We start from the raw sequence: 12,514 nt of genomic DNA on the forward strand, positions 1-12,514 counted from the left end.
CATTTGATTTGCCTTTAAAAAACCACAATAACCCAAACCCTGAAATACTTTAACGTATTGCCCGTTTTAAGATTTAGTTACGAGATTAACAGATAGAATTCAAGATAATTTATAGGGGAGGACATCATGAAGGGATACCAGACAATTGGTGATGAAATTGAAGAACTACTAGTTGACGAAAAAACACAGTTAAATCATTTTTTTAAACGCTTTAAGTTAAAAACAAAAGAGCTTGATATTGTTTACGACCTGGAGCAAGATCTATGCCGGCATGTTAGCTCGGCTTTCAGGGAAATAACCGGTCTCGACTGTGATGGCCTGTTTCACGACAGTATCTTATTCTTTAAAAACCTGATTTACCCGTCAGACTATTCGAATTTTTTAAGCGAACTGATTGAATTTATCAAATCGAAAAAAGAACTGAACGATGAGAACCTGAACGATTTCGAAAAAAGTTTCTCATTCCGCATCAAGGACCAGAAAAAAGAATGGATTGATGTAAACCTGTATGTATTGATTTTGCCCCCGGGCCGGATCGCGGGGATTATCCAAATAAAAAAGCAAAAAAGAAAAGCAGAACCTCTCAGTAATATTTCGCCCAGGGAAGCCGAAGTGTTAAAGTATATCGCCAATGGAGATTCTGCGAAAATCATTGGCGATAAACTGAATATCAGCGAAACGACGGTCATTACCCACCGCAAGCATTTGAGACAAAAATTGAATGCCAAAAACACCGCCGAATTAATCAAAGAAGCTGTTAAGGCAATGATTATCTGATCCGGGAAGAAATCACTTTTACACCCGATTTACCGGATGTTCGTCGGGGTTATCAAACCAGCTGAAATAATTTTCGGCTCCATCAATCCCCTGGATCAGTAAGGCCTTCTTTTTCTCATTCGTCAGTTTAAAATCGGTTGCTTTTACATCAAGCGTATTGATATAAACCGTCCGTTGCCAATCGTCGTCATACAAATGCTGATTTTCCTGTACCTGCATGATGGAATTCATTAGGGCCCTGGCATAATCGGTGAAATTTTTAATTGGTTTTCCCTCCAGGGGTTCGTTATACCGGAATGCAGCGATCAGTTTTTGAGAATCGAGCCGCAAACCCAGGGTCTGACGGTTGTAAACATACAGGCTCCTGCCGGGATTGGTTAACGAAAGCTTCGCGTTTTCCTTGTTGTAATATTCCGTATTTCGGGCGGCCCCGCTTTCTTCGTCCATATCGATGTAGCGCTCGCGGTCGAAAAGTTTTATCGGAAAATTTTGCATCACACCGCCGTCAACATATACATCGTCCCGGTCGCCGTGCCGGACAGCTGCAAAAAACAAGGGAATAGCCATGCTGATCCGTACGGCCTTGTGAAGCGGCATATCGGCATGACGCTCAGCAGAAAAAACCTCGGCAAAACCTGTTGACAAATTGGTGCCAATTACATACAGGTCGGGCAAACCGGCAGCTTTCAGATCACCAAAGGTGGCATCGCGGCTTCCCAATTTTTTTTCGATCAGGTTTCCGATCCATTTCGAGAAAAAGTCGCCTCTATTCCACCCGAAATCTTTAGCTAAACGCCGGATGTCCCGGATCAATCCGAAAGAATTGTCCATGAATTCTTTAAAATTCGTAGATTCCATAATCTCCAACTGTTCGCGGATGTTATACCCCAGGGAGAATATCAGGGCGTTAATCGCGCCGGCGCTGGTGCCTCCGGCACGCTTTATCGGAGAAAGCATGCCGCGCTGCTCCAGGATTTGCATGGCGCCGATGTAGGCGATTCCTTTCACCCCACCGCCCTCGAATATCAGGTTGCGAAATTGTGCTGCCATTGTATTTAATTTAAAGTTAATCTGTTTAGTTATCAAAAATTCCTGAACCTTAAAATCTCATTTATCAAAGAAATCATGTATCCGGATGTTGTTCATCCGTTTTGCCATTATCTTCGTTGTCGGTTACCCAATCGCCGATTTCGATGATTTTGTCCAAAATATCATCCACTTTATCGTTTGTAAACGATTTGGCAATTCCCAAGCCGATCTTTAACGGGCCCCAAACAAGATCCAGTTTTTTTATAAATTCTGTTTGTTCTTCTTCGGATGCCGAACCGGTTGAAATACGGACTCCCAGGTCGATTACAAATTGCAACGCCTGATCCACTTTGGGCCCGGTAATGGACAGTAATTTCAGATAGTTCAGCGCCGGTTGCAGAACAGGCCATACCTGGTTAAACACATCGACAAACTTTGGCGATCCATCCAGATCAACCTGAATATCGACCTGCTCGGCAGCTTTTACCAGCAATTTAAATTGCTCCTGTTTTTCAGCCCTTTGCATTTTCCGCTGCTCCTTCTTCTCTTTTCTTCTGGCTTTTCTCTCTTCTTTGTTCATCGTTATCCATTTTAAGGGTTAAATATTTCGTAATCATTCAAATCGCTAAATTCAGATCATGCGGTTGTCGGCTTTATGCCCTCGGGTCGCCATGTAAATAATACCCGGTGACTTCTTTAAACGCGTTTGAAGTCTTCTCTCCCGGCCAGCCGTCTTCCTTTAAAAAAACGCCGGGAAACTGGTTTAGGAATTGCTGTAACTTTTCACCATATTCCGTTTTTCCATCCGGCGAGTAATACACCAGAGGTAATTCCGCGTCAGCTACGATACGTTCTTCTTCAATTTCAATTATTTTCATCTCGAGCATCCGCCGAAGGATCACCGCGGCCCCACATTGTTTTGAGATGGCTGAATCGGACCAGGTGCCGTCGGCCACATATTTTCCGCTGGTGTAATGATTGGAAAAACTCCACAAATATGGCGACAACACGTGTGAATGATACAGGCGGTAGCCCCATCCGTTGTAGCCTTCGAGCTGATAAAGCAAGGCGCTTACGCTCCAGTCGGTCCAGCGGTGCAGGTTTCGTAGCTTCAGGGCATCAGCAGCGCTGTCCTCCCAGATGAAGGGTGGATGTCCCTGTTTGGGATGACCGGCCGGTACCTGGATGGTTCGTCCGCTTAGCGGGTCGCCGTTGTGCAAATGACGATCAAAATTCAGCGACGACTCCATGTTGTGAACCACCGCGATAAAATACCAGGGTATATTTAACAATGCGGCCACCTGCGCGTAACGCGGCTGATTATTTTCCAGTTGACGGATGATCTGCTCTACCGCGCCGGCTTTATCCCCGGCAATGCGGCAATGATTGAACAGATGAACATATTCGTCCTTTAGGGTCTGGGTAAACTTTACTTTCGACATGCTTTACTCTATTTTGATGATTGGCATAAAAACGTTTCCCGGTATTCCCCGCTCGCGGGTTTATGGATCAACCATCCTGAGTGAATTCCGGGCCCTCTCAGACAGAATACTCTTGGTCGCTGATCTGCTTGGTTGTGTCTCCATACTTTTGATGTCCTCCTGCACCATTAACCGGGCCATCGTATCGGTGGGGTTTTCCCTGACCCGCTGAATGTTTTCAGCGGTTTCGGTCAACTGAATAATTTCAGCCGCTTTCGCATCATCCGGACTATTGACCAGGACGGTCGCCGCCCGCTCTCTGGCTTTCATCGTTTCCCCGGTCAGCAGATTAGCCTCCGCAATCCGTAGTTCGGTATACTTATCCTGAACAGGCAAACGTTCCAGCATCCTCGCATTCTGTTCCAAAACCATGATCGCGCGGTGATCGTCCGGATTTCGCTCCAGTACATTGATCGCCTGCCCGGTTTCGGCAATGGTCCGAACGTTTTGGGCCGGAGCATATCCCGGGCTCTTCTGCAAGGCTTTTTCGGCATCGCGAATAGCGGCAGGATAATCGCCAAGCATGTTTTTGGCTTCGGCCATCCGGGTCAGATTTTTAGGTGAATAGATCACTGATTCATCGCTGTTCGAAACCATTTCGATCAGGTTTTCCCGCGCATCCGAATTGGCGGGATCATCTTTGAGCCGTTCAATTTCTTTTTGTAGTTCAACCGAAAAACCCATAAAAGAAATTTTGTTGATCCCGGGAAAGGCAATCATCAGGATTGAGATCAGGACCAATAAAAACGCCTGTTTTGGCATCTTTTGCCCTTGGCCGATTTTTACCAGGATAAAAATGACTACGGCGAGAAATACCAAAAATCCCAAAATCAATAAAATACTTTGGTACAGCGTCAGGCCGTCAATGGTAACGGCATCCAAACTGATTCGTAATAAGTTCATGTTTAGTTTTTTTCAGTTAATCCATACGGATCATTTTCCCTTCTTTTATAAATTCTTTCTGAATTCCATTCATCAGATCGTTGTAAGAGATTGTTGTCGATTGGTTCTCAAGGGTTTTTAACCCGGCGTAATGAATCACATTCACAATGTTGGCTCCGGTAATTTCAAATTTCCTGGCCACTTCTTTTAATGAGATTTTATCGTCCAAAGAGACGGAAGATGGCATGTAATTTTTCCATAACATGTCGCGTTCGGCAATTCCCGGATTTTCAAACTCAATAATTGAGTTAAACCGCCGGGTAAAGGAAGAATCGATGTTGTTTTTCAGGTTTGACGCCAGAATGACCAGCCCGGCGTGAGACTCGACACGTTGCAGCAAATACGATACTTCCTGGTTGGCATATTTATCGTGCGCATCGCGTACATTGGTACGCTTGCCAAAAATGGAGTCTGCTTCATCAAAAAACAGAATCCAGTCTTTATTGGCGGCTTTGTCAAATAATTTCGACAGGTTTTTTTCGGTTTCGCCGATGTATTTCGAAACCACCATCGACAGGTCGATGCGAAATACATCGCGGTTGGTATATTTACCCAACAGGCAGGCTGTCATGGTTTTACCCGTTCCGGGCGGGCCATGAAAGAGCACCCTGAAACCGGGTTTTATTTTGCCTTTCATCTTCCATTCATTCAGCAGCGTATCGTTGTGTTTCAGCCAGGTTTCAATCTCTTTGATTTCGGCGAATGTTTTATCCTGAAGCACCAGGTCGGTCCACTCCAGTTGGGTGGTAATCAATTCGGCCGGAAAATCGCTGCTCAGTTTGGGTTTTGATATCTTTCCCGTAGTAAAAAGGTCAACATATTCTTCGTCCATCACCAGGCGTCCGCTCATCCGGGGTTCTCCCTCGCCTGTTCGTTCAAGAGAAAGCACATTTTGCCTTGAAAACAAATGGCTCTCGTCGAAGAGTTTGGATACTTCAATCCGCTTTTCGATGTCTTTTCCGGCAAGGATAAATAAAACCGTTTCGCCGGTAGGTAAGATGCCGCGATGATTTTTCCCTTTCACGCCGCCAAACTCCGGAAAATCGCCGCCATTGGGCAAATAGCCGCCAACCACCGAATTGAGGAATCCCGGATCGATATGGGGGACAAGTGCCAGCAACAAGGTAACCAACTCGTGACCCGATAAACGATTTTCGAGCACAAACCGGAGGAGTTCCGATGAACTGGCATCAAAATCAAAGGGTTGGGGTTCAGCCGGTTGTTTCCCGAATTCCAGATCCAACCTGTATTTTATTGCTTTATCTAAAAATGAAATCACCTGATCTAACTTCATAAGACATTATTCTAACTGTTATTTTTCAATTTTGACAATAATTCAGAGGCTTTAGCGGCAAATCCGTGATCGCCCGTCTGAAGAGCAGTCAGGATGCCGGTTGCTTCCTTTTCGTCCGTACCCGCCTCAATCAAAGTCAGCGCTTTGTAGAACAATGCTTTCACCTGGGCGCTGTCTTTTGACAAGACCAGGTTTAATTCATGTAAGGCTTCCTGCCGAAAGCCGTGAGCCAACAGGGTTACAGCCTTATCAATCCGCACATGATGCCGGTTTTCGTTTTCAGCCAGCAGGTAATTCCACTGGAATAAGGCTTTGCCGGGTTGCGAAAGTCCCAGGTAAACAGCGGCAGCCAACATCCGGTAGGATTCGTTGCCGGGATTCATGGCGATCGCCTTGTTTACTGCGGTTTCGGCCAATCCAAAATTATTTTGGTAAAAATGAATCAAGGCAGTATAGTACCACAGTTGGTCGTGGTATTGTTCGTAATCCGAAGCCCCGGCGAGTACCGACAGGGCCTGATTGTACTCCTTCAAAGCAATCAGATCTTTTGTCAGTTGGATGATATAATCTGATTCGCGGCTGTAATTTTCAATGATGTTCTGCCAAACCTTGATGGAATAGCGATATTTTTTTTGAAACTGATACAACGAAGCCAGACTTTTCCAGGCCATAAGCGAATCGGGATTAAGTTCAATGCTTTTCAAATAACACTGTTCCGCTTCTTCCAGACGGTTAAGGTTGGCATAGGCATGTCCCAGGTTAAGCCGATAAGTGGAACTTTCTTTTTCACGGCTGGCTTTCAGAAAACAGGTTTCCGCCTCATGGTACTTTTTTTCCTGTAAAAACACCATGCCCAGATTATTGAGGGTAGCCGGGTAGCCGGGTAACAAATCCAGGGCCTCCAGGTATTTGTTTTTTGCATCCTCAAAATCGCCTTTTAAGAATAACCTGACCCCCTCATTGTTCAGTTGTTCAACCACTTTGTCCATTTTTTATACAATTTAATCAAAAATGCGGTCTTTCACATCACGTGCCAGTCCTTTCGCCATTTCCACCACATCCAGATCTGGGTAAATGACCTCTATATCGTCGAACGACATATCAAACGGTTCGCCTTCACGATAATGCACCGGGAATACGATTCCAAACTGTATGTCGGGCCCCCAGGAGAACGAAACCAGGTTGTAGCGCCAGGTTTTGGAGATCGACGTCACCCACAGATCGAGGCTGGCACGGGCAAAGGCATTTACGTCGAAGGTAAACTTCGGGTTCACGGTAATCCGTCCGGTAGCATCGAGCGCCAGGCCGGTTTGCGGGCTCCAGTTTACATCGACCTCGGCAGCCGCTTCCCCTTCCAGTCCGAGGGTTCCGGCAATTTCAATACCACCGGTCAAACTGGCGATCCCAACGCTGACACCCAGTCCCAGGTCTCCCCTCAGGGTTAGGCCGGCATCTGCAGGAATGGCAAATTCGCCGTGCCCGGTAATCGTTGTTTCCTCTTCACGGTCGGGATTGTAAGTCACATCGGCATACAAATCACGGAGTTGCCCCGGCCCGAAACCGGCTGAAAAATCCAAACCTCCGGTAATCCGTGCAACCAGACCAATACTTCGGGGTCCTAACGGGATCGCGAAAATGGGTATTTCAACAGCGGGGATGGTAAACAGGTTACGGTCGATGGATTTCCGGTCGAACACATCAACGCTGCTGGGAAGCCCGATGCGCCCGGTCACCTCGATTTCGCCGTTTGGGAGGAAATTAACGCCGGCTGTTGCCTGCAACCAGGGGGTAAGCGTTAAGGTGAGGCTGCCTCCGCCGTACACCCGCATGGTATCGTCGGGATCGCCCGACGGCTGCCCGTCGTCTCCGATAGTCCGGTTGGTAGCGCCGATATTTACGGTACCCGAAAGCATTCCCCGGCTGTAAGCGGCCGAGCCTTCAATGGTCAATGCCCCGTTATCGTAAGTCACCGTGAGCGAGCTGTCGACGCCGGGAATGTCGGGTTCGGCCGTACCCGAAACCCGGACGTTGTATCCTTCTTCGCCGTTTTGTTTTGAAATGGTCGCCGACACGCTTCCGCTCCTGATTCCGGGAATATCTTCACTCAACTGAAACTCGCCGCCAATGGAGAATCCCTCGGCGCTGTAGGTAACCTCCATGTTTCCCCGCCGGATACCCGGAATATCCAGTTCTGCTTCGCCCGAAGCCGAGAATGTATTTTCGCTGTAAGTAGCCGTGATCGTTGCGTTTTTAACACCCCTGATCTTGCCTTCGGGGATGCCGATGGTCCCGCCAATTGTCCAGACATTGTCTTTGTATTCGACATTGATTTGGGCGGGATCGAACAATTCGGAATCGAAGTTAAAAGCGCCCTCCAGCTCAAACCCACCCGAGGTTGATGCAGCAGCGCCGATATGACCTTCGCCAACATGCTCAATGCCGAAATCGACGCGACCTTGGATGCCAAGGCCTCGGGTTCCTGCAAAAACTTCTAAACTTGTATTATTAATTATAAACGGCGGTGGAAAATTAAAATCACTGGCACTAAAAATTTTACTAATTCTTACCCCATCAGCATTGATGACAACATTGATATTGGCATTTCCAATAAAAGGAACAGTTGGAGCGATTGTACCTGTAGCTGTTAATCCAACATCATCATCCAATTCCGCTTCATTCAAAGTAATCGGACTTAATTGTTTTAGTTCCAACGCATGAAGAGCTGCCTGAAGCACACTTGGCTTAGAAATAACACCGCCATAAGAAACTCCGGGCGCAGGGTTTATTGTAAAAGCCAGATTTGTTTTTTCCCGAATCATTCCGCCTGATCCTGGAAATGCAGTACAAACAACTGCCCCGCTCCCTCCCTGGCCTTCTCCTCCTTCTCCCGATGAATTATAAATAACACTATCAATTCGAAGATTAGCGCCACCCCGCTTCCCAATCCATAAATCGAGTCCTCCAAGTCCGTCTTTTCTTCCGGCATTTCTGGCCGATTCATCCCAAGGTATCCTGATTGCACGTCCGCCAACGGCATTGGAATATAATAATAGTTCATCCGGACTACCTCTTAAACCGGCAGCCTCCACCTCTGCTTCCGTTAAGAATTTTAACCCGCTTAAATGTCTTCCTTCTTTAATACTATCCAACGACCAATATTGATTGGGATCAGCATCACTGTTCAAACTCATGTTTTGTCCTGCAGTGACGCCTCGGCTTACCGTAATTGTATAGGTATCCTTAACCGTATCTAAGTTTGGCGGAGATTGCAAATGATCGGATGATCCGGAAAGTAATACCCTTATGCGACGGGTAATTTCATTATTTATGAGTGAACCGGATGATCTGTTTGCAGAAGATTCAAGCATCCACAAATTTTGTAAATCCGTCTCTCCCCCTCCCAATTGCAATTCTCTTTTATGATCAACATCATGTGGTTTATATTGCCCGGACGAGGTCCAGTAAGGCCTGGATATTCGCCGTTTAATAGTTTCCTGGCTACCGAAAATCACACCCGCATCACCTTCAGATTGTCCCCTTCGCTGCCTTGCAGTTCCCCCCTTCAGGGTCAAGTAATATATAGGACTACCATTAAACATTAAATCAGGTGCGTGGTCCTGTTGAATTTTACGATCAAATTCCTGAGTAAACCCGGAACCTGACATCGCATCCTGCTCCCACACCGGAATGTGATTATTTTCTCGTTGCGGTCCTCCTACCGGTAAATCAAATTGAGAGTTTGGGCCGAAGGGAACTTTAAATCTTGGCACTCCAACTGTAGGAATAATCGCGGTCCGACTGACTGTATTAATTGAATATTCTTCACGGCTTCTCCCATCTGTAAAAGAGTATTCATTGGATGGAGATTCCCCTTCGTCCTCCCCTTCCTTCTGAATCATCTTCGGGTGTACCGAGGCTCCCTGTTGCACGGTATGGGTTAGCTCGTGGGCAATCAGGTGTTGTCCGGATGCGGAGCCCGGGTTAAATTTTCCTTCATTGAAATAAATATCGCTCCCGTGGGTAAAGGCCTGCGCCCCCACCGCCTTGTTCATCTGAACGGCTGACGAGCCGGTGTGAACACGCACATGGCTAAAATCGGAGCCAAAACCCGCCTCCATCTGATTTCTCACCCCTCCGGGCAATGGTGAACCACTGCCTTTACTGTTGCTCAGGCTGTTTTCGAAACCGGGCGGAGTTTCATTGTTTCCATCAGACTTAAACTGAACGGTTTCCTGCTCCTTCTTTTGTACCTGTTCTTCATTTTCCTCAATGTTCCCTGTAATCTCTTCCCCAACAGGCTGCATCTGCAGGCTGTCTTCTTCCTCTTCCTGCTTTTGAATGACATTTCCCGTTTTCTCCGCCATAAAATCTTCCTCTTCGGTGGGCTGCTGCTGAATTATTTCCTCTTCATCTTCCGACTGACTTTGTATCAGTTCGTCCTCTTCAACAGGCTGCATCTGCATCATTTCCTCATCTTCCTGTTTCTGAACGACCGGGCTAATGCTTTCGGACAGGGGTTTGTGCTGAACCATAGTTGAATGCCCCGAATTTATGACCGGAGAAGTTGATGGCGTAAAAAAAGGCTGATTTTCTGCCTGTGGTTGATTGACCACCTGATCGGCTATGTTGTCGGCCTCCACTTCATATTTATCGCCGGGCTGGCCTACCTGCAGGCGAGGCTGAAAAAAAGGCATATCCGTTAAACCCAATCCGGAGGACGAGGCATGAGAAGCAGATTTTTTTTCTTTCGGAGCAAACATAGCGACTATTTTATACCGGACCTTCCGACACCCTCACTGTTTGTTTCAATATCACTGATTTCCAATGCAATTCCAGCAAATACGTTCCGGTGGCTTCAAAAAAAGCCTTCCCTAACGGCCACTGTACCGATTTTCGTTGTCCGGGAGGAACCTTGAAATTGACGACTGTTCCGTTTTGCACAGCCAGATCCCAGGCGATATTTCGCTTTGAATTGATATATAAACTTGTTTCTGATACATTAAAATGAAGCTCAACTTTTTCGTTGTTGACAATACCCAAGCCAATGCGGAAATCCGGCAAATTCTCTTGTTCAATGGTATTTGAACTGACCAGTAATTCGATGGTTGCCGTATCCTTCATAATCAGATTACGGTATTGTTGATAAACCGGATGACAAACGCGCCCGCTTTGGTAATCATCATGGTTCCACCCGGGAACATGGTAAAAGCCTGCACCGTATTGGTAAACACCCTTCCCTGTGCATCCGATTCGCCGTCAATTTTGTAGCGGTTGGGTATCACCCACTCAAAGGTGCCGAACGAGAAGGGAGCAGGCACGGCATGCCAGGAAGCGTGATCGCGCAGACCCGCATTATTATCGTTGAACGGCAGGTAATTGGGATTTGGATTATGGAAAATCGTCGCGGCGGCAAACTGGTTAAAATAACCCGAAACATTGGTTGCCGGGCCGGGGACTTCGAGCCATTGTGTACGTCCGAAATTTACGTTCAACGGGTTAACCGTTACATCGGTGATCATACAGGCTCCGGCAGTACCGGCAGGAATGGCATCGCGCGTTGCCACGGTCATACTTAAGGCGTCAGGCGCGACAACGGTAAAAGGGACGACCCTGGTTCCCCCCGGCGTCGTGAGCGTAATCGTCGGGCTGGCTGCCACGGGCGGCGCCTCCCAAACAACGTTGGCCCCTGCATTTAACCCGATAATACGTCCGTCGGAAACCGACCAGGTACCACTGGTGTCGGCCGTAAAGCGCACCCGCTCGCCTACTCCGACGATTTGCCGGGTATCGGGACTTCCGTCGGGAGCGCTTTTGATGGTTTCGGAGGTAATGGCCGGCGGATTGGTTGGTGGAGGAACTACCGGAATTGCCGGAGGCAGAGATGGCGCCCCCCCTGAAAATAAAGCATCAAGTGCCGACATCGTATTTGGGCCCAGTATTCCGTCGGCCGATAAGGACGAAGCCCGCTGAAAATCCTGTAATGCACGCCGGGTTTCGTTTCCAAAAATACCGTCGACCCCAAAGCGGGGAAGTGGAAATCCGGCATCGACCAATGCCTGCTGCACAAGCGATACCGCCGGTCCGCTGTCGCCAACCCGCAATAGCCGTTCGTTATCCAGACAAGCCTCCAGCACGGCATCACCCGAAAAGCGGGCAGCCGTCAGGTCGTGCCCGTCGCCAATGGTAAACTGTAAATTAACGGGGATCGCCCCGGTTTGCTGGATTGTATGCGTTAATTCGTGAGCCAGTAAATGTTTTCCTTCTTTCGAATCGGGCTTGTATTTTCCTTCGTTGAAATAAATATCGTTTTTATGGGTAAAGGCCTGCGCTCCCAATTCTTTGCTCAGTTGCACCGCTTTCGAATCGGTGTGAATATTAACCTTGCTGAAGTCGGCTCCAAACCCGCTCTCCATTTCGTGCCGGGTGGCGGCATCCATCTGGCTTCCGTGTCCCCCGTTTTTCAGTTTACTTTCGGTTGAAGGACTTGCGGCGGCCGCGCCGTTTGGTTTTGCCTGCACTTCTTCCTCTTCTTCCGCCTGGCCCTCGGTAAATTTGTCTTCTTCGGGACCTTCTGTCCCCTGTCCTTGTTTGGCCTGAATTTCTTCCTCTTCGTCAAGCGCCTGCATCTGAGCCATTTCCTCTTCCTCTTCTTCTTGTTTTTGGATCTCTCCGAATTGTTTCTGCAGCAGTTCTTCTTTCTCCTCCGGTTGTTTTTGTACCAGCGGACTTATGGTTTCTGCCAGCGGGTTTTCCAAAACAGGCCCGGCAGGCTGCTTCTGAACAGGGTTCGGGGACCCGGCATCAAAAAAGTGCGGAGCGGCTGACTCGGAGCGGCTCACCACTTTGTCCGCAACTGCGTCGGCTTCAACTTCATATTTATCGTCGGGTTCTCCAACCGATAATTTTGTTTGTAAACCAAAAAATCCCGAAATATTCCGGGCGTTAAAAAAAGGAGAGTTCCGTCGGTCCCTCCATCTCTTCATGTTCACTT

10 protein-coding genes are annotated in these 12,514 nt (G+C 47.7%); 1 reads left to right on the forward strand and 9 read right to left on the reverse strand.

Features of this window, described 5'->3' with window-relative positions:
• Positions 1 to 126: 126 nt before the first annotated feature.
• A complete protein-coding gene (locus tag AC6H3C_RS16610; protein ID WP_497516530.1) occupies positions 127 to 777 on the forward strand; it encodes a response regulator transcription factor in 651 nt (216 codons plus the stop codon).
• Positions 778 to 795: 18 nt separating this feature from the next.
• Here the strand turns inward: AC6H3C_RS16610 and AC6H3C_RS16615 are convergent, their stop codons facing one another.
• The 9 genes from AC6H3C_RS16615 to AC6H3C_RS16655 form a co-directional block, all read right to left on the reverse strand.
• Positions 796 to 1,827, reverse strand: a complete 1,032-nt coding sequence (locus AC6H3C_RS16615; RefSeq protein ID WP_497516532.1) for a patatin-like phospholipase family protein — start codon at positions 1,825 to 1,827, stop codon at positions 796 to 798.
• Between the two features lie 73 nt (positions 1,828 to 1,900).
• The gene (locus AC6H3C_RS16620; RefSeq protein ID WP_497516533.1) at positions 1,901 to 2,386 is read right to left on the reverse strand and encodes a hypothetical protein; all 486 of its coding nucleotides are present in this window, start codon (positions 2,384 to 2,386) and stop codon (positions 1,901 to 1,903) included.
• A gap of 73 nt (positions 2,387 to 2,459) precedes the next feature.
• A complete protein-coding gene (locus AC6H3C_RS16625) occupies positions 2,460 to 3,248 on the reverse strand; it encodes a hypothetical protein (RefSeq protein ID WP_497516534.1) in 789 nt (262 codons plus the stop codon).
• A gap of 60 nt (positions 3,249 to 3,308) precedes the next feature.
• The gene (locus AC6H3C_RS16630; protein ID WP_497516535.1) at positions 3,309 to 4,190 is read right to left on the reverse strand and encodes a tetratricopeptide repeat protein; all 882 of its coding nucleotides are present in this window, start codon (positions 4,188 to 4,190) and stop codon (positions 3,309 to 3,311) included.
• Between the two features lie 16 nt (positions 4,191 to 4,206).
• Complete coding sequence (locus tag AC6H3C_RS16635) at positions 4,207 to 5,523, reverse strand: ATP-binding protein (protein ID WP_497516536.1); 1,317 nt, start codon at positions 5,521 to 5,523, stop codon at positions 4,207 to 4,209.
• An 11-nt stretch (positions 5,524 to 5,534) separates the two neighbouring features.
• The gene (locus AC6H3C_RS16640; protein WP_497516537.1) at positions 5,535 to 6,512 is read right to left on the reverse strand and encodes a tetratricopeptide repeat protein; all 978 of its coding nucleotides are present in this window, start codon (positions 6,510 to 6,512) and stop codon (positions 5,535 to 5,537) included.
• Between the two features lie 12 nt (positions 6,513 to 6,524).
• A complete protein-coding gene (locus AC6H3C_RS16645) occupies positions 6,525 to 10,283 on the reverse strand; it encodes an eCIS core domain-containing protein (RefSeq protein ID WP_497516538.1) in 3,759 nt (1,252 codons plus the stop codon).
• Positions 10,284 to 10,293: 10 nt separating this feature from the next.
• The gene (locus AC6H3C_RS16650; protein ID WP_497516539.1) at positions 10,294 to 10,644 is read right to left on the reverse strand and encodes a hypothetical protein; all 351 of its coding nucleotides are present in this window, start codon (positions 10,642 to 10,644) and stop codon (positions 10,294 to 10,296) included.
• A gap of 2 nt (positions 10,645 to 10,646) precedes the next feature.
• The gene (locus AC6H3C_RS16655; RefSeq protein WP_497516540.1) at positions 10,647 to 12,506 is read right to left on the reverse strand and encodes an eCIS core domain-containing protein; all 1,860 of its coding nucleotides are present in this window, start codon (positions 12,504 to 12,506) and stop codon (positions 10,647 to 10,649) included.
• Between the last annotated feature and the right edge of the window lie 8 nt (positions 12,507 to 12,514).

Source organism: Gaoshiqia sp. US2 (genome assembly GCF_059705485.1).